This window comes from Amycolatopsis sp. NPDC004368 (assembly GCF_053602515.1).
In genome coordinates, this window is the sequence record NZ_JBSGDT010000004.1 from 194,458 (window position 1) to 211,762 (window position 17,305).

Here is a 17,305-nt window from a genome sequence, read left to right on the forward strand (position 1 = left end):
GTTGGCCGCGTTTGAACCCCTCAGTGCTCCGGTTCCGGCCCTCGACCTGCGGATCTGCCCGGCGTGTGGTGATCGTGCCGACCGTCCGCGGGTCGAGGGCTCGGTGCTGACCTGCGTCCGATGTGGACACCGGTGGCCGTTCCGGCGGCTGCCGCTGTTCGCGCTCACCGGCCCGAGCGGCGCGGGCAAGTCGACCGTCGGCCCGGCGCTGGCCGCGCGCCTCGCCGGCGACGCGCTGGTCCTGGAGCAGGACGTGCTGTGGACCGGCGCCCTGCGCGACGACACGCCGGCCTTCCGCGCGGCTTGGCTCCGCCTCGCGGGGATGCTGCACCAGAACGGCCACCCCATCGTCCTGTGCGGCACGGTCGCCCCGCAGGAGCTCGAGCCCCTGCCGGAACGCGCCTTCTTCGCCGACATCCACTACCTGGCGCTCGTCGCCGGGGACGAGGCACTGCGCAAGCGCTTGCGGGCGCGTCCGGCCTGGCGTGAGTGGGACGAACCCAGGATCGAGGAGATGCTGGAGTTCAACCACTGGATCCGCACCCAGGTCCCGTACCTGGACACGACCACCAGCTCACTCGACGAGGTGGTCACGCAGGTGGAGAAGTGGGTCCGGGCGAACCTCGGCGCCTAACCCAGCTCCCACCTCAACCCGTCCGGCTCGTCCAGCCAGAACTCCTGCTGCGCGCCGTCCACGGTCACCCCGAACCGGTCCCGTTCGGGCCGGCCCAGGGAGTTCCACAGCACCAGCGCGCGCTCGGCGAGATCCCACAACCCGCGCGGCCCGCCCTGGGCGGTTTCGAGCGTCGAACCCCGCACGCGGAAGCGGGCCCACGAGCCGTCGGGGTGGGTGAGGGCGAAGGGGCCCGCCTGGGTCTCCGTGTCGGGGGTGGGGTCGGGAGCGCCCGCGGGGAGCTCGAGGACCGGGTGGACGCCCGGGAGTTCCAGCGAGGCGAAGAACTCGAACTTCAGCCGGGGCTTGAGCAGCAGCTCGATCGGCAGCTGCGTCGGGCGCCAGTCGGACTCCGCGACGGGAGGCAGGGCAGTCGGCGCGGGGCGGCGGTGGGCACGCAGCGGCATGAAGCGACCGTCGCGGGCCAGGACCTGGCCGCGGCCCGTGGCGCCGGGGCCGGCGACGAGGCGGACGAGCCCCGCGCCCAGCGGGCGGTTGAGCGTGGTCACCACGAGGCCGCCCGGCACGGTCTGTTCGAGCCACGCGGGCGGCACGGACGAAACCGACGCCGTGCACAGCACCCGGTCGAACAAGACGCCCGCCGGGAAACCCAGTGCGCCGTCGCCGACCTCGCACGCGGGCGCGTAGCCGGCTTCCTGCAACCGGGCGCGCGCGGCGGAGACGAGGCCCGCATCGACGTCCACAGTGGACACCAAGCCGGACCCGCAGCGGTGGCTGAGCAAAGCCGCGTTGTAGCCGGTGCCCGTGCCGATCTCCAGCACGCGCTGCCCGTCGTCGACACGCAGCTCCTCGAGCATGATCGCCATGATCGCGGGCTGACTCGACGAACTCGTGGGCACGCCTTGCACGGGCCCGTCGCGGCGGGCCTTGTCCCACAGCGACGAGTCGTCGTCGAGCTGGGTGACGAGGACCTCGGGTGAGTAGACGCGTTCGAGGTAACCCGGGTCGTCGCGCTCGACGGCCGCCCAGCCGCCGTCGACGCGCGTGAAGAACCGCGGCAGGAACACGTGGCGGGGGACGCTGCGGAACGCGTCGACCCACTTGGGGTCGTGCAGCACGTCCTCGCCGATCAGGTGTTTGACCAGTCTGCGGCGCAAGCGCTGAGTCGCCATGGGGACCACCGTAGCCGGGTGAGCGGAACCACACGCGATGGTGCAAGCAGAGTGCTTGCAATAGCTAGCACGGCCGCGTACGGTCGAAAGTGTCGCGAGGAGGTGACCCGATGACAGAACCTCAGGGCCCGATGGAGAAGGTCGCGGACATCGCCTCCGACATCGGCGAGTACATCCGTCAGCAGCGGAGTTCGGCGAAGATTTCGTTGCGCCAGTTGTCGAAGCTCGCCGGCGTGTCCAATCCGTACCTGAGCCAGATCGAGCGCGGGGTCCGCAAACCCAGCGCGGAAATCCTGCAGCAGATCGCCAAAGGTCTGCGGATTTCGGCCGAAGCGCTCTACGTGCAGGCAGGAATCCTCGACGTCCCCACGGGCGGCCCGGTCGGCGACGCGATTCGCGCCGACACCGTGCTGACCGAACGGCAGAAGCAAGTCCTGCTCGACGTCTACGAGTCCTTCCGGCGCGAGAACGCCGCCGGCACGCCCGCTGAACCGGCAACACCCACCAAGACCGTCAACGACACCACGGAGGAGTCGGCATGACCACGCCCAAGACCGAGGACGTCCGCAAGGTCGTCAGCACCGCCATCGACCAGGTCCGCACCCCGCTGCTCGCCGCGCTCGGTGCCGGCAACCTCGCGAGCCAGGCCGTGACGGACGCCGTCGCGAAGGCCCGCAAGAGCGGCGAGGTCGCCCGCAAGAACCTCGAAGAGCTGCCCACCGACGTCGAGAGCCTGCGCGGCAAGCTCGACCCGGCCGAGCTGCGCAAGGTCATCGACGAGTACACCGAGGCCGCGCTCAAGCTCTACAACAGGCTGGCCGAGTCCGGTGAGCAGACCTGGGACAAGATCTCCGCGCAGCCGCAGGTCAAGAAGGCCCTCGACCAGCTCGAGGACGCGCTGACCACCGCGCAGGAGCGCGTGGACGGCCTCGCCGGCGAGACCCGCGAGCGCGTCGACGGCGTGCTCGCCAAGGTGACCAAGCGCACCCGCTCCGTCGGCGAGAAGACGGCCCGCAAGGTGACCGAGGTTGCCGACGAGACCGCCGAGGTCGTCGAGGAACTGGGCGACGACCTCGCCCAGGAGACCCGCTCGGTCACGCGCAAGGCCGCCAACCGCACGGCGCCGAAGACCACTTCGCCCGCCCGCCGCACCACCACGACCACCACGGTCGCCAAGAAGCCGGCCGCCGCGCCGAAGACCGAGAAGTAAGACCGTACGAGAGCCCGCCTTCCCGCCACGGGGAGGCGGGCTCTTGCCGTCTCGGGGCGAAAACCGATCGGAGAGCAGCGTCACACCTCGCCGGGCCACGGTCGTCTTGGGTGGTTTGCCGTAAGCTGACGTCCGTGCTGGTTGCCGCTTGGATACTTCAGGTCATCCACTGGGGCAGCGCCTTGGTCGGGCTGTTCGCCTTCGTTCACGCGCTGCTGCAGCGTTCCGACGCGTACCAGGCGGCCGACCGCAGGACCAAGCCGATCTGGTTGCTCATCACCGGTGGCGCCACGCTCGCGATGGTCCTGTTCGGCACCGACGTCGCCGGGGTCGGGTTCATCTTCTGGGTGCCCGCGATGGCCGCCGCGCTCGTCTACCTGGTGGACGTGCGCCCGCGGCTGATCGAGGTGCAGCGGGGCAACCGCAACTGGTAGCCGCGTAGATTCGTCCGGGTGACCACCTGGACCATCGCCGGGAGCCTCACGGTCGTCCCCGCGCCCACCCGCACTGACCTGCTCGCCGAACCCGTCGCGAAGGCGCTTGCCGCTCTCGCGGAGCCCGACGCGGTCGGCGTCACCGAGATCGACCCCGAGCTGGCCGACACCGCGGCGTTCTGCGAGACCTACGGCTCGCCGCTCGACGCGTCGGCCAACTGCGTGGTCGTGGCCGGCAAGCGGGCCGGCGAAGTGCGCTTCGCGGCGGCCCTCGTGCTCGCCACCACGCGCGCCGACGTCAACGGCGTGATCAAGCGCCGCCTCGACGTGCGCAAGGCGTCGTTCGCGCCCATGGACGAGGCCGTGTCCCTCACCGGCATGCAGTACGGCGGCATCACGCCCGTCGGCCTGCCCGCCGAATGGCCGATCCTCATCGACGCCCGTGTGGCCGCCGCGCCGGAGCTCGTGATCGGCAGCGGGATCCGCGGCAGCAAGCTGCTGATCTCCGGGGCGGCGCTGCAGACGCTGCCGAACGCCGAGGTCATCGAGGGCCTCGCCTCGTGACAGTGCAGCATTCGGTCTGGCTCCGTTACCTCACCGGTGAGGACATCGACTCGCTCGGCATCACCCACGCGGACATCGTCGGCGCCGTCGAGGACGTGCTCGGCGACCACGGCCGCGGCGACGTCGTGTTCGAGCCGCGCACGCACCTCGTGCCCGACAACGGCGGCAAGGGCCACTTCAACATCCTGCGTGGCCACCTGTCGGCCAAACAGGTGAGCGGCGTGAAGGTCGTCGGCGATTTCGTGGGCAACTACGAGCGCGGCCTGCCGAGCGAGATGGCGTTGATCCTGCTGCTGGACCCCGAGACGGGCATGCCGCGCGCGATCGTCGACGGCACCATGATCACCGAGGCCCGCACGGGCGCGATGACGGCCGTCGGCGCGAAGCACCTGGCGCGACCTGGCTCGAAGGTGCTCGGTCACGTCGGCGCGCGCGGTACGGCGTGGTGGAACGTGGTGCTGCTCGACTCGCTGTTCGACTTCGACGAGATCCGCGTGACCAGCAAACGCCCGGAGTCCCGCGAGGACTTCGCGCGACGGCTGAGCGAGCACCTCGGCAAGAACGTCCACGTGCGCGAAACCGCCGCCGAAACCCTCGACGGCGCCGACATCCTCGTCGAGGCCTCCCGGCTGACCGAGCCGCAAGCGCTGGTGCGCAAGGAGTTCCTGCGGCCCGGCGCGTTCCTCGTGCCGTATGGCACCATCAGCGCCCTCGAGCTCACGCTGCTCGACGCCGTGGACAAGGTCGTGGTCGACAACTGGCGCGAATCGCAGTCGGGCAACCCCCGCTTCGGCGCGCTGCGACCGCAGCTCAACGCCGGGCTGCTGACCGAAAGCGGTGTGCACGCAGAGATCGGTGACGTGGTCGCGGGCAACCGCCCCGGCCGCGAGAGCGACGACGAGCGCATCCTCTTCTGGCACCGTGGACTGTCCACAACGGACGTCGCCGTCGCGGACATGATCCTGCGGCGCGCGGAAGCGGCCGACGTCGGCACGATGCTGCCGTACCGGTGATCGTTTCAGGTCCCGGCGATCTGCCCGCCGAAGGCAGGATCGACCTCGCCCCGGCCCTGCTCGCCGGGCTGCGGGAGAACCGCGCCGCGATGCTGGCCGCGCTCGACGCCGCCGACCGGCCCGTCTACGGCGTCAACACCGGCATGGGCCGGCTCGCGGGCATCAAGCTCACCGCCGCCCAGCAGGCCGAACACCAGCACAACCTGCTGGTCGGCCGGGCCGTCGGTGGTCCGCCGTGGCTGTCGGACGAGCTCACGCGCGCGCTCCTGCAGATGCGGTTGCGCAGCTTCCTGCAGCCCGGCGCCGCTGTGAGCGCGCAGCTCGTGACTTTCCTCGCCGAGCGGCTCGACGACGGTTTCCTGCCGGCCGTTCCCCGCGCCGGCCTCGGCAGCGCCGGCGAGATCATCCCGCTGGCGCACGCGTTCCAGACCTTCCTGGGCCTCGGCACGGTGCTCGAAGACGGCGTGGAGACGCCCGCGGCCAAGGCACTGGCCCGGCGCGGTGTCGAGCCGTTCGAGCTCGGTCCGAAGGAGGGCGCCAGCCTGATCCAGGGTTCACCGCTGGCCGAGGCGTACGCGTGGGTCTGCGGCCGGCGCACGGAACGCCTGCTGGAGCGGCAGACGCAGTGCGCGGCGATCGCCGTCGACGTGCTGGGGGCGCCGCACGCGGTCTACCAGCACGGCGCTTCGGCGCGGTTCCACGAGCTGATCGCCGGGGCCGAACCTCGTGCCGGCGTGGTGCAGGCACCGATCTCCGTGCGCGTCGGGCCCAACGTGCTCGGCCTGCTCGACCGGGTTCGCACGGAGCTGGCCGACGAGCTGCGCACCTCCTGGGCCACCCCCGCCGACTCACCGTCGTTTGTGGACGGAGAGTTCATCGCGACCACGGGTTACCACGCGGCCGGCCTCGGCTTGCGCATGGACGCGCTGAAGGCCGTGCTGGTCCACGTCGCCGAGATCGCCGTGCAGCGCCTGCACCGGCTGCTCGACCCGCAGTTCAGCGGGCTGCCGGCGCAGCTCGCCGTGGACCCGGGCCCGCAGGCCGGGCTCGTGCCGCTGCACAAACGCGCGGTCGGCGAGCTGCACGCACTGCGCCGCCTGGCCGTGCCCGCCACCCTCGGCTCCCTCGACACTTCGGCCGGCCAGGAGGACGTGCAGGCCTTCGCGTGGGCCGCCGGCGCCGAGCTGGAGGACGCACTCGGCCACCTCACGGCCATCACGGCGTGCGAACTGATCGCCGGCGCGCAGGCGCGGTACCTGCGGGGCCGGGGAGCGCCCGCGCTGGAGCCGGTTTACGCGTGGGTGGCTGAGCGGGTGCCGCCGCTCGTGGTGGATCGCTCGCTGGGGCCGGAGATCACGCGGCTGATCGCGGAGCTCGGCTAGTCGCGCCGAGCTGCCTGCAGCGCCACACCCTTCGGTGTCGCCCAGCGGGTGAGGAGGGCGAAGATCCCCTCGCACACCAGGGCCAGGATGATCACCGCCAGGCCGCCGCCGAAGATTTCGCCGTAGCCCTGGGCGCCTTCGGCGAAGCCGTCGACGATGTAGCGGCCCAGCCCGCCGCCGTCGTTGACGATGGCGCCGATCGCGACGGTGGCCACGAGCTGCAGGAACGCCACGCGCGCGCCGGCCACGATGACCGGCGAGGCCAGGGGCAGTTCGAGGCGGAGCATGATCTGCCACTCGCGGTAGCCGGTGCCGCGCGCGGCGTCCACGGTTTCCTGTTCGAGCTGCACCACACCCGCGTAGGTGTTGGTGAACAGCGGCGGCAGCGCCAAGCCGACGAGCGCGAGCAGCAGCGGCCAGAAGTCCGTGTCGGCGCCCCAGCGGCTGGCCAGGAACCAGAACAGGATGATCAGGCCGAAGCTCGGGATCGCGCGCCCGATGTTCACGGCGCTGCTCGCGAGGAACGCGCCTCGGCGGTAGTGCGCGAGCCACAGGGCCAGCGGGATCGTGAGCACGGCCGCGACCACCAGCGACAGCACGGAGAACCACAGGTGCTCCAGCGTCCGGTACGGCACGCCCGCGGGGTCGGTCCAGCTCCAGCGGTTCGGCTCGGAGAGCCATTCGCCCAGCTGCGTGAACACGTTCATCGCGCCCGCACCTTCCGCACCCACGGCGCCAGCGCGCGCTCGCTCAGCCACAGCAGCAGGTCGACGAGCACCGCGAGCACCACCGACAGCACCACGCCGACGATGATCGGGCTCGGGTTCGGTGTGGTCGTCTGGATGCCGGCGCGGATGAAGTAGCCGAGGCCGCCCATGCCGAGCAACGACGTGACCGTGACCAGGCCGATCGTGGTCACGGCGGCCACCCGCAGGCCCGCGATCACCACGGGCAGCGCCAGCGGCAGCTCCACCTGCCACAGCAGCCGGCCGCGCGTGAAGCCCATGCCGACCGCCGCCTCGCGCACCTCCGCGGGCACCTGCTGCACGCCCGTGACGATGTTGCGGATCAGGATCAGCAGCGTGTAAGTGGCCAACGGGATCACGGCGGTGGTGAACGTGAGCCCGAAGAACGGCACCAGCAGCGCGAACGCCCCCAGGCTCGGGATCACGTACAAGGCTCCGGCCGTGCCCAGCACCAGCGGGTAGAACCAGCGGTACCGCAGGCAGAGCGTGGCCAGGGCGAGCGACACCACGAGGCCGATGCCCAGAGCCGTGGCCGTGAGGGCGATGTGTTCACCGAGCCGCTGGCCGATGGCGTCGGCGTTGCGCTCGACCCACCGCCACTCGAAGATCGGCCGGCTGCTCTCGGTGAGCAGCGGAGTGACCGCGGACGCATGCACCACGGAAGGTTACCCCGTTCGAGCGCCGAGATTCCGGTTGTTGAGATTCGATGCCGGTGATTCCCGGTATGTGGTTTCTGTCGTGGCTCACGGTTAGGGTCCAAACCCTCTGTTCGTGAGACTGAGGAGTGTGGGGACGTGCGCTGGACCCGGAACATCCGAGCGGCCGCGCTACTGGCGGTGGCCGCGCTCGGCTTGACCGCGTGTGGGGGTGGGGGCTCCGAAAGTGACCAGCCCGCCGCGCAGAGCAAGGGCGGGGCGCCGATCGTCGTCGCGTCGTTCAACTTCACCGACAGCCAGATCCTGGCCGAGATCTACGCCGGCGCGCTCGAGGCCAAGGGCTACCCGGTCACGCGCAAGCTCAACCTGGGCTCGCGTGAGCTGATCTACCCGTCGCTCAAGTCGGGTGAGCTGCAGTTCCTGCCCGAGTACCAGGGCGCGGCGATCACCACGGGCTTCGGCAAGGACGCGGTGAAGACGGCCGACGGTGAGCACCAGCAGCTCGCGGAGCTGTTCGCGCCGTCGGGCATCGGGCTTTTGAACTACGCGGCGGCCGAGGACAAGAACACCTACATCATGAAGGCCGACCTCGCGAAGGCCAACGGCATCACGAGCATCAGCGACCTGAAGAAGCTGCCGAAGGTCGTGATGGCCGGGCCGCCGGAGTGCGAGTCGCGGCTGCCGTGTTACAAGGGGTTCACCGACGTCTACAAGCTCACGAACACGTCGTTCCAGACCGTGCAGGAAGCCGGGCCGCGCGTGCAGCAGCTCAACTCCGGCGCGGCGACCGTGATCCCGGTCGACTCGGTGAGCCCGCTGGTCGGCGACTCGCAGTACCTGGCGCTCAAGGACGACCTGCAGATCGTGCCGACGGAGAACGTGGTGCCGGCCGTGAACAAGAAGGTGCTCGACGAGCGCGGCGCCGATTTCGCGGCGGCCGTGAACGCTGTGTCGGCGAAGCTCACGACCGAAGGCATGCGCGAGCTGAACAAGCGCGTGGACTCCGACGGTGAGCCGGCGGCCGACGTCGCCAAGGACTGGCTGCAGCAGCAGGGCTTGGGCTGATCTGTTTCGCGGTTGAGCGGGCCGTCCGGGACATCCCGGGCGGCCCGTTTCGCGTGTGTCGTGTCACTGGTCGCGCCGCGTTCGATCGGGTCGTGTGCGAAGGTGGCGCGTGAGGGGATTTCAGTACATTGAGGAGCGAGATGGGTAAGGTCACGGCCACCGCGGAGCGCACGATCAACGCGCCGGTGGACAGGGTTCGCGAGCTGGTCGCCGACTACGCCGAGACCCGGCCGAAGCTGCTCACCGAGCACTACCGCGACTACCAGGTCACCGAGGGCGGCGTGGGCGCGGGCACCCACGCGAGCTGGAAGCTGCAGGCCACGTCGAAGCGGGTGCGCGACGTCGCTGCGACGGTGACCGAGCCGTCGCCGGGCACCCTCGTGGAGACCGACGCCAACTCCAGCATGGTCACGACCTGGACGGTTTCGCCGTCGGGCTCGGGCAGCGTCGTCCGCATCGAGACGAGCTGGGACGGCGCGGGTGGCGTCGGCGGGTTCTTCGAGAAGACCTTCGCGCCCGGCGGGCTGAAGAAGATCTACGACGGTGTGCTCGGCAAGCTCGACGAGATCGTGTAGCGCTTGCCACACGCCCGGGCATAATCGGAATGATCGCCCCGGTTGGCTCGTTGGGGCGAAGGTATGCGGGGCGATGGCCCCGGTTCGACCTCTTCGAGAAACCTGCTTCCAGAAATGGAGTCCCGTGGTGACCGCACCGACCCAGGCGACCGAGATCCGGCTCGCTTCCCGTCCGCACGGCGTCCCGACGTCGGCGAACTTCGACATCGTCGACACCGAGATCCCGACGCCGGGCGCCGGGCAGCTCTTGGTGCGCAACGTGTTCATGAGCGTCGACCCGGCCATGCGTGGCCGGATGAACGACGCGAAGTCCTACGCCCCGCCGTTCGCGGTGGGCGAGGTCATGGGCGGTGGTGCGGTCGGTGAGGTCATCGAGTCCACTGTGGACGACTTCAAGCCCGGTGACCACGTGCTGCACCAGCTCGGCTGGCGCACCCACGCGGTGGTCGACGCGACGAAGGTCGTGAAGGTCGATGGTTCCGTCGCGCCGCTGTCGACGTACCTGGGTGTGCTCGGCATGCCCGGCCTCACCGCGTACTCCGGCCTTCTCGTCACGGCGGAGTTCAAGCCGGGCGACACGGTCTTCGTCTCCGGTGCGGCCGGCGCGGTGGGTTCGCTCGTGGGCCAGCTCGCGAAGCTCAAGGGCGCCAAGCGCGTGATCGGCAGTGCCGGCTCCGCCGAGAAGGTCCGCCACCTCGTCGAGGACCTCGGTTTCGACGCCGCCTTCAACTACAAGGACGGTCCCGTCGCCGAGCAGCTGGCCGCCGCCGCGCCCGAGGGCATCGACGTGTACTTCGACAACGTCGGCGGCGAGCACCTCGAGGCCGCCATCGCGGCGCTGAACCTGCACGGCCGCGTCACCGTGTGCGGCATGATCTCGCAGTACAACGCCACCGAGGCCACGCCGGCGCCGCGCAACCTGGTCCAGATCATCGCCAAGCGCCTCACGATCCGCGGCATGCTCGTACTGGACCACTGGGGCCTGCAGCCGCAGTTCGTCTCCGAGGTGGCGCCGCTCGTGGCGTCCGGCGAGATCAAGTACTCGGAGACGGTGGTCGACGGGATCCGCAACGCACCGGAGGCGTTCCTGGGGCTGTTGAGCGGCGCGAACACCGGCAAGATGCTGGTGCGCCTCAGCTGAGTTTCGTGCTGCCGGGTGTGCCGCCGCGCAGGTGGCGCACCCGGCTTTTCCGGCTACTGTGTGCCCTCGGCCCGGCGGGCTTCGATCACCATCCGCGCCGCCTGCGTCGACTTCTGCACGACCAGGTCCGGTGAGTAGCCCAAGCGCACGTAGACCCCGTTCAGGTACAGCTCGCCATAGCCGTGCGACTGCGCGTAGAGCTGCTCCAGCAGCTCGAGCGCCGATGCCGGAGTGGGGCTGAGTTCCAGGCACAGCATGAGAAACGCGTCGTTCATGGCGCGCCGGTGGTCGTGCAGGTCGGTGTAGCGGGGGTCGGCCAGGCCTTCGGCGAAGATGACCTGGAAGCCGATGCGCGTGTCGATCAGGAAGCGGGTGTAGGCGCCCGCCGCGGCGGCCAGGCGGGGGGCCGGGGTGGGGTCGGTGGTGGTGACGGCGGTGTCCACCAGGCAGTGCAGGCGGCACGCGGCCTCGGCGGCGACGGCGGCCAGCAGGCTCGGCCGATCGGGGAAGTGGCGGTACGGCGCGGCCGCCGAGACGTTCGCCCGCTTCGCGACCTGAGCGACGGAGAAGCCGGCCATCCCCTGCTCCGCGATCAGCTCGAGGGACACGCGCACGAGCTCGGCGCGCAGGTCGCCGTGGTGGTACTTGCCGCCCATGTCGGGGATCACATCCGCTCTCGCTCGCATGAATGTAAGACCCCTCTTACTATGGCAGATGTAAGCGGGGTCTTACATTGTGAACGCCGGGTGAGGTGCCCGGTTTGTCTGGAGGATTTCATGACCACCACCACGCCCGCCATCGCCGCCCCGGCCGCGGGGCAGCCGCTGGCTCCGACGACGATCGAGCGCCGCGACCTGCGTGCGGACGACGTGCTGATCGACATCGCCTTCGCGGGCATCTGCCACAGCGACATCCACCAGGCCAAGGAGGACTGGGGGAGCGCGATCTTCCCGATGGTGCCGGGTCACGAGATCGCCGGTGTGGTCGCCGCGGTGGGCTCGAACGTCACCAAGTACCAGGTCGGCGACCGCGTCGGTGTCGGCTGCATGGTCGACTCGTGCGGCGAGTGCGAGTACTGCCAGGCCGGTACGGAGCAGTTCTGCGTCAAGGGCAACGTGCAGACCTACAACGGCGTCGGCTTCGACGGCGAGAACACCTACGGCGGGTACAGCCGCCAGATCGTGGTCAAGGACGCCTTCGTCTGCGGCATCCCCGAGGGCATCGACCTCGACGTGGCCGCGCCGCTGCTGTGCGCGGGCATCACCACGTACTCGCCGCTGCGCCAGTGGGGCGCCGGGCCGGGCAAGAAGGTCGCCGTCGTGGGCTTCGGCGGGCTCGGCCACATGGCCGTGAAGATCGCCGCCGCCATGGGCGCCGAGGTCACCGTGCTGAGCCAGAGCCTGAAGAAGCAGGAAGACGGCCTCAAGCTGGGCGCCAAGGACTACTACGCCACCGGCGACGAGTCCACTTTTGACGTCCTGCGCGGGCGCTTCGACCTGATCCTCAACACCGTCTCCGCGAAGCTGCCGGTGGACGCCTACCTGGGCCTGCTGCGCGTCGGTGGCGCGATGGTGAGCGTCGGCGCGCCCGGGGAGCCGTTGGAGTACAACGTTTTCTCGCTGCTCGGCGGCAACCGGATCCTCGCCGGCTCCATGATCGGCGGCATCGCCCACACGCAGGAGATGCTCGAGTTCTGCGCCGAGCACGGCATCGGCGCCGAGATCGAGACGATCTCGGCCGACCAGGTCAACGCGGCCTACGAGCGCGTGGAGAACAGCGACGTGCGCTACCGCTTCGTGATCGACGCCTCGACCATCGGGGCGTGAGCACCGGGTGCACGGCGACCGGTCAGAACACCATGGTCCGGTTGCCGTGCACCAGCACGCGGCCTTCGAGGTGCCAGCGCAGGCCGCGCGCCAGCGTCACCTTCTCGATGTCGCGGCCCTTGCGCACGAGGTCGGCGGCGGAATCGCCGTGGTCCACGCGGATCACGTCCTGCTCGATGATCGGGCCGGCGTCGAGGTCGGCCGTCACGTAGTGGCAGGTCGCGCCGATCAGCTTCACCCCGCGCACGTGCGCCTGGTGGTACGGCCGCGCCCCGATGAACGAGGGCAGGAAGCTGTGGTGGATGTTGATCGCCCGCCCGGACCACTCGTCGCACAGGTCGGCCGGCAGCACCTGCATGAAGCGCGCCAGCACCACGGCGTGCGGGTCGTGCTCGTCGACGAGCTTGCGCACCTCGGCGAACGCCTCGGCCTTGCCCTCGGCCGGGAACGGCACGTGGTGGAACGGGATCCCGTGCGCGCGCGTGATGTCCGCGAGCGACGTGTGGTTGCCGATCACCGCGGCGATGTCCACGTCGAGCTCGCCCGAGGCGACGCGGCCCAGCAGGTCGTACAGGCAGTGCCCCGCCTTGGACACCAGGATCACCGCGCGCGGGCGTTCCCCGGTGTCGCGCACCTGCCAGCTCGACTCGGCCGACAGCTCGTCCGCGACGGCCGCGAACCGCTTCCGCAGCCCGTCGGCGTCGAACGGCAGCGATCCCGCCAGCACGACCTGGCGCGTGAAGAACCAGCCGGTGTCGGGATCGGTGTGGTAGGCCGCCTCGACGATCATGCCCCCGTGGTCGGCGAGGAAGCCCGAGATGCGGGCGATGATGCCGGTGCGGTCGGGGCAACCGAAGGTGAGCACGTAACGCTGGGGATCAGGCACGCCCACCATTCTCACCGGTGCTGGTCAGGGTGGCGCGAGGGGCTCGGTGAGTGCGACCTGGCCCACGACCCGCGCCTCGTGTGGACGGCCCCAGAGCGCCCGGTAGACGTCGTCGGGTGAACCGGAGACGGTGAGGTCCGGGACACCGTCGGACGCCCGTTCCGGCACCGAGCATTCGGGAACCGAGCCGGGGCGAAGAACCACCGTCCACGCCCGGTCTCCCGCCTCGATCCGCACCACGCCCTCGCGATCGGCGACCCGGCGTGGCACGAAACGCGTGACGAACTCCTCGATGCCGTCCAGCGCGAACGCGTCCGCGAACCGCGTCGCCGGTGGTTCGGCCAGGGCGCTTTCGGCGTCGAGGCGGTGGATGGCCACCTCGTGCGCGAGACGCCGGGACCAGTCGCCCACGGTGAGCAGCCAGGGGCGCACCGGTCGCACGGGCGTGTCCGCGTGCAGGCGGAAGGCTTCGCGGACGGCGAGGCGCTGGCCGTCCCAGCGGCCGAGGGCGTCGGGCCAGTCGGCGGGCGGCAGCGGCTCAGCCGGTCGGTCCGTGATCGCCGCGACCGTGGACGAGAGCAGGGTCGTCAGGTGCGTCACCAGGTCGTGCGTCGTCCACTTCGGACAGTTCCGCAGGCGCGCCGTCGGTCCGGCCGTCAGCGCCGCCGCCTTCAGCCGGTCGGAGTGGACGTCGATCGCCTCGGTCAGGTGCATCCGTCGAACTTAGCCTGCGCAGCCGCAGCCGGCGGCCGAACTCGATGAGGCTGACCAGGCCGAGCCCGAGGACGAAGGACAGCACCAGGCCCTTCACCGGCTCGTCGGCGAACGTCGCGCCGCCGACCAGGCCGATGAGCACGCTGTAGACCGCCCACACCGCGGCGCCGATCGCGTCGAGCGGCATGAAGCGGCGCAACGGATACCCGAGGCTGCCCGTGGCCAGCGCGCTCGCCACGCGGCCGCCCGGCAGGTAGCGCGCGGCGATGATCAGCAACGGCGCCTGCCGCCGCACCTGCGCGCGCGCCCAATCGTGACGCTGGCGTCCCGCCGGCCCGCGCTGCAGCCGCGCGATCGCCCGCGGCCCGGCCGCGCGGCCCACGGCGTAGCCCAGGCAGTCGCCCGCCCAAGCCCCCGCGGCCGCGACGAGCGCGAGCAGCGCCAGCCGCTGCGGGTCGGGGCCGAGGAGCACCGCCACCGTCACCACGGTCGTCTCGCTGGGCATGAACGGCAGCAGCGCGTCGAGCCCGGCGACGGCGAACACGAGCACCCACAGCCACGGCGAGCCCAGCGCGCCGCGCAGCAGGTCGGTGACGTGTTGAAGCAGTTCCACCCGCCCATCGTGATCACCGCAGGTCACCACCGGGTGACGCCGTGGGGGTGGGTCGGTGAACAGGTGGGATTCGTACCCGGACGACGTATTCGTACCGGCTCTCGGCACCCCGTTGAGCACTCTCCGTGGCCGGTTCCAGCGGTGGTCGGCTCTAGCGCGGCGCAACGCTGTCCCACGGCACCGTCAGCTCGCCGAGCCGCCAGCGTCCCGGGCGCCCGAGCACCGGCCAGCCGCGCGCCCGCAGCAGGCCCACCGCCGACACCCACCGCGCCCGCACACCGAACGACAGGTGCGGTGCCGCGGCGGCCCAGCACTCGTCCAGCGCGGACAGGAACGCGTGCACCGGCTCACCGGGAACGTTGCGGTGGATGAGAACCTTCGGCAATCGTTCGGCCACAATGGACGGACGCTCGAGCCCGGCCAGCCGCATCGACACCGTGAGCGACACCGGCCCACCCGCCCCGACGACCACCCACGAGGCCAGCCGGCCGATCTCGTCGCAGGTGCCTTCCACGATCAGCCCGTCGTCGGGCATCGCGTCGAGCACGACCTTCCACGCCCCGGCGACCTCGGATTCGGCGTACTGGCGCAGCACGTTGAACGCGCGCACCACCACCGGCCGCGCACCCGCCAGCTCGAAGCCGCCGCGGTGGAAATCCAGCCACGGCGGGTCGGCGGCCTCGCGCGCCACGGCCACGCGTTCGGGGTCGATCTCCAGTCCGAGCACGCGCACGTCGGCCCGGACGCGGCGCAACCAGCGAAGCAGCTCGATCGTCGTGACCGGCGACGCGCCGTAACCGAGGTCGACGACCAACGGTGGTTCGGCGCGGCGCAACAGGCGCGTCACCGACGGATCCTGAGCGAGCCAGCGATCGACCCTGCGCAACCGATTGGGGTTGGTGGTGCCCCTCGTGGGGGCGCCCACCGGGCTCAGGCGTGCTCGGCCAGCCACGACGTGGTGAAGTCGGCTTCGCGGGCCAGGAGATTGGTCACCTGCTGGGCCACGAACTCCTCGATTTTCCCGCCGAACAAAGGAATCCGGACCGTGACCTCACCCGAGGTCCGGAACTCGACGCGCGCACCGCGCGGCGTGAGGAAGGTCTGCGCGCCGATCTCACCCGGGACGCCGCTCACGCTCACGTCGACCTTGCCGGTGTACCCGTCGCCCGAGCGCTGCCACACCTGCTTGCGCTGCACGACGATGTCGCCCTTGTGCAGGGCCCGCACGGCCTGGGGCAGGCGTTGCGCGGCGATGCCGTGGCGCAGCTCGTAGCGGACGGTGTCGTAGAGCGCGGTGTCGCCGTTCACCTCGTGCGACAGCAGTGCGGCGCTGTCGCCACCCAGCTCCGCCAGGCGCGCCCGCAGCGCGTCCTCGCCCGACACGGCGGCCAGCACGGCCGCGAGTCCGGCGGAGAACTCGGCACGGTGCTCGATCCGGGATCCCATGGGCCGGACAGTACCGTTAGGCAGCGTGAACCCCGTCGAAACGCCCACGCGACCGCGCCTCGCCGAGTACACGACGCTGCGCCTGGGAGGGCCCGCGCGCCGCTTCGTGCGGGCCGCGACCAGCGACGATCTCGTGGCCGCCGTGCGCGCGGCCGACGACGCGGGCGAACGTGTGCTGCTGCTCGGCGGCGGCTCCAACCTCGTGGTGGCCGACGAGGGTTTCCCCGGCACCCTCATCCAGGTCGCGAACACGGGGTGGACCCGCGACGGCGACACCGTCGAGGCCGCCGCCGGCCAGGAGTGGGACGCGTTCGTGGCCGAACTCGTCGCCGCCGGCATCGGCGGGCTGGAGTGCCTGTCGGGCATCCCCGGCTCGGTCGGCGCGACGCCGATCCAGAACGTCGGCGCGTACGGCTGCGAGGTCGCCGAGTCGATCGTCTCGCTGGAGCTCTACGACCGTGCCGCGCGCGAGGTGCGCACGGTGAAGGCCGACGAGCTCGGTTTCGCCTACCGCACCAGCGTGCTCAAGGGCACCGACGCCGGCGTGGTGCTCAGCGTGCGCTTCCGCGTCGACCCGGCCGGCTCGTCGGCCCCGATCCGCTACGCCGAACTCGCCCGCACGCTCGGCGTCGAGATCGGTGCGAGGGTCCCCGCCGCGTCCGCGCGCGCCGCGGTCCTGGGCCTGCGCCGCGGCAAGGGCATGGTCCTCGACCCGGCCGACCACGACACGTGGAGCGCCGGCTCGTTCTTCACGAACCCGATCGTCGGATCGGCCGACGTCGAGTCCGTCCTGCGGCGCATCACTTCCGTCGTCGGTGCGGACGTGGCCGTGCCCCAGTACCCGGCTGACGGCGGCGTGAAGCTCTCGGCCGCCTGGCTGATCGAGCGCGCGGGCTTCGCCAAGGGGCACCCGGGCCCCGGCGGCCGCGCTTCGCTCTCCACGAAACACACGCTCGCCCTCACCAACCGCGGTACCGCCACGACCGCCGACCTGCTCACCCTGGCCCGCGAGGTCCGCGACGGGGTGCGGGAGCGGTTCGGGGTGACGCTGCACCCTGAGCCGCTGCTCATCGCCTGCACGTTCTGATCCCCGGCGCGACATCCCCGTCACAACGCCGTCACCAGCGGAACCGCCCGGGAGATGAAACGTCTTGTCGACATGACGTGGGCCCCACGCACTGGGTGAACCCGGCGTCGGCAGGTAACGTCGAGTCGCTCACCGGCGCTG

Annotated in this window: 21 protein-coding genes; 12 read left to right on the forward strand and 9 right to left on the reverse strand. The window is 71.0% G+C overall.

What is annotated here, in order from left to right; all coding sequences use genetic code 11:
* Position 1: 1 nt before the first annotated feature.
* Positions 2-634: an AAA family ATPase gene (locus ACWEOE_RS09240; protein WP_452006164.1), complete on the forward strand. Its 633-nt coding sequence runs from the start codon at positions 2-4 to the stop codon at positions 632-634.
* Here ACWEOE_RS09240 and ACWEOE_RS09245 read toward each other — a convergent pair.
* On the reverse strand, positions 631-1,806 hold the full coding sequence (locus ACWEOE_RS09245; RefSeq protein ID WP_452006167.1) for a methyltransferase domain-containing protein: 1,176 nt from the start codon (positions 1,804-1,806) through the stop codon (positions 631-633). The genes ACWEOE_RS09240 and ACWEOE_RS09245 overlap by 4 nt on opposite strands.
* A 131-nt stretch (positions 1,807-1,937) precedes the next feature.
* Between ACWEOE_RS09245 and ACWEOE_RS09250 the strand changes: the two genes are divergently transcribed.
* From ACWEOE_RS09250 to ACWEOE_RS09275, 6 genes are all read left to right on the forward strand, one after another.
* A complete protein-coding gene (locus ACWEOE_RS09250) occupies positions 1,938-2,348 on the forward strand; it encodes a helix-turn-helix domain-containing protein (RefSeq protein WP_452006500.1) in 411 nt (136 codons plus the stop codon).
* Positions 2,345-3,016 carry a hypothetical protein gene (locus tag ACWEOE_RS09255; RefSeq protein ID WP_452006170.1) on the forward strand — a complete coding sequence of 224 codons (672 nt, stop codon included), beginning with the start codon at positions 2,345-2,347 and terminating at the stop codon, positions 3,014-3,016. The genes ACWEOE_RS09250 and ACWEOE_RS09255 overlap by 4 nt, the downstream gene beginning before the upstream one ends.
* 134 nt (positions 3,017-3,150) lie before the next feature.
* Entirely contained in the window at positions 3,151-3,450 is a 300-nt protein-coding gene (locus ACWEOE_RS09260; RefSeq protein ID WP_452006172.1) for a DUF2516 family protein, read from the forward strand.
* Positions 3,451-3,468: 18 nt separating this feature from the next.
* The gene (locus tag ACWEOE_RS09265; protein ID WP_452006174.1) at positions 3,469-4,014 is read left to right on the forward strand and encodes a YbaK/EbsC family protein; all 546 of its coding nucleotides are present in this window, start codon (positions 3,469-3,471) and stop codon (positions 4,012-4,014) included.
* On the forward strand, positions 4,011-5,027 hold the full coding sequence (locus tag ACWEOE_RS09270) for an ornithine cyclodeaminase family protein (RefSeq protein WP_452006177.1): 1,017 nt from the start codon (positions 4,011-4,013) through the stop codon (positions 5,025-5,027). Before ACWEOE_RS09265 ends, ACWEOE_RS09270 begins: the two co-directional genes overlap by 4 nt.
* The gene (locus tag ACWEOE_RS09275; protein WP_452006503.1) at positions 5,027-6,409 is read left to right on the forward strand and encodes an aromatic amino acid lyase; all 1,383 of its coding nucleotides are present in this window, start codon (positions 5,027-5,029) and stop codon (positions 6,407-6,409) included. The genes ACWEOE_RS09270 and ACWEOE_RS09275 overlap by 1 nt, the downstream gene beginning before the upstream one ends.
* Here the strand turns inward: ACWEOE_RS09275 and ACWEOE_RS09280 are convergent.
* Positions 6,406-7,116, reverse strand: a complete 711-nt coding sequence (locus ACWEOE_RS09280; RefSeq protein ID WP_452006179.1) for an ABC transporter permease — start codon at positions 7,114-7,116, stop codon at positions 6,406-6,408. The genes ACWEOE_RS09275 and ACWEOE_RS09280 overlap by 4 nt on opposite strands.
* A complete protein-coding gene (locus ACWEOE_RS09285; protein ID WP_452006182.1) occupies positions 7,113-7,811 on the reverse strand; it encodes an ABC transporter permease in 699 nt (232 codons plus the stop codon). Before ACWEOE_RS09285 ends, ACWEOE_RS09280 begins: the two co-directional genes overlap by 4 nt.
* Positions 7,812-7,949: 138 nt before the next feature.
* Between ACWEOE_RS09285 and ACWEOE_RS09290 the strand changes: the two genes are divergently transcribed.
* The 3 genes from ACWEOE_RS09290 to ACWEOE_RS09300 all read left to right on the forward strand — a co-directional run bounded on the left by ACWEOE_RS09290 (position 7,950) and on the right by ACWEOE_RS09300 (position 10,592).
* Entirely contained in the window at positions 7,950-8,876 is a 927-nt protein-coding gene (locus ACWEOE_RS09290; protein ID WP_452006185.1) for an ABC transporter substrate-binding protein, read from the forward strand.
* A 140-nt stretch (positions 8,877-9,016) separates the two neighbouring features.
* A complete protein-coding gene (locus ACWEOE_RS09295) occupies positions 9,017-9,451 on the forward strand; it encodes an SRPBCC family protein (RefSeq protein ID WP_452006188.1) in 435 nt (144 codons plus the stop codon).
* A gap of 127 nt (positions 9,452-9,578) precedes the next feature.
* A complete protein-coding gene (locus ACWEOE_RS09300; protein ID WP_452006190.1) occupies positions 9,579-10,592 on the forward strand; it encodes an NADP-dependent oxidoreductase in 1,014 nt (337 codons plus the stop codon).
* 53 nt (positions 10,593-10,645) lie between these two features.
* On the opposite strand, the gene ACWEOE_RS09305 is transcribed toward ACWEOE_RS09300, so the two are convergent.
* On the reverse strand, positions 10,646-11,278 hold the full coding sequence (locus ACWEOE_RS09305; protein WP_452006193.1) for a TetR/AcrR family transcriptional regulator: 633 nt from the start codon (positions 11,276-11,278) through the stop codon (positions 10,646-10,648).
* A 90-nt stretch (positions 11,279-11,368) separates the two neighbouring features.
* Here ACWEOE_RS09305 and ACWEOE_RS09310 point away from each other — a divergent pair, with 90 nt between their 5' ends.
* Entirely contained in the window at positions 11,369-12,418 is a 1,050-nt protein-coding gene (locus ACWEOE_RS09310) for an NAD(P)-dependent alcohol dehydrogenase (protein ID WP_452006196.1), read from the forward strand.
* A 22-nt stretch (positions 12,419-12,440) separates the two neighbouring features.
* Here the strand turns inward: ACWEOE_RS09310 and purU are convergent, their stop codons facing one another.
* The 5 genes from purU to ACWEOE_RS09335 form a co-directional block, all read right to left on the reverse strand.
* Complete coding sequence (purU, locus tag ACWEOE_RS09315; RefSeq protein ID WP_452006199.1) at positions 12,441-13,313, reverse strand: formyltetrahydrofolate deformylase; 873 nt, start codon at positions 13,311-13,313, stop codon at positions 12,441-12,443.
* Between the two features lie 15 nt (positions 13,314-13,328).
* Positions 13,329-13,940 carry a maleylpyruvate isomerase N-terminal domain-containing protein gene (locus ACWEOE_RS09320; RefSeq protein WP_452006506.1) on the reverse strand — a complete coding sequence of 204 codons (612 nt, stop codon included), beginning with the start codon at positions 13,938-13,940 and terminating at the stop codon, positions 13,329-13,331.
* Positions 13,843-14,631, reverse strand: coding sequence for a DedA family protein (locus tag ACWEOE_RS09325; protein WP_452006202.1), 789 nt, complete (start codon positions 14,629-14,631; stop codon positions 13,843-13,845). The genes ACWEOE_RS09320 and ACWEOE_RS09325 overlap by 98 nt, the downstream gene beginning before the upstream one ends.
* Before the next feature lie 151 nt (positions 14,632-14,782).
* Positions 14,783-15,583: a class I SAM-dependent methyltransferase gene (locus ACWEOE_RS09330; protein WP_452006205.1), complete on the reverse strand. Its 801-nt coding sequence runs from the start codon at positions 15,581-15,583 to the stop codon at positions 14,783-14,785.
* On the reverse strand, positions 15,562-16,077 hold the full coding sequence (locus tag ACWEOE_RS09335; protein ID WP_452006208.1) for a DUF2505 domain-containing protein: 516 nt from the start codon (positions 16,075-16,077) through the stop codon (positions 15,562-15,564). Before ACWEOE_RS09335 ends, ACWEOE_RS09330 begins: the two co-directional genes overlap by 22 nt.
* Before the next feature lie 25 nt (positions 16,078-16,102).
* Here ACWEOE_RS09335 and ACWEOE_RS09340 point away from each other — a divergent pair, with 25 nt between their 5' ends.
* Complete coding sequence (locus tag ACWEOE_RS09340; RefSeq protein ID WP_452006210.1) at positions 16,103-17,164, forward strand: UDP-N-acetylmuramate dehydrogenase; 1,062 nt, start codon at positions 16,103-16,105, stop codon at positions 17,162-17,164.
* Positions 17,165-17,305 lie beyond the last annotated feature (141 nt).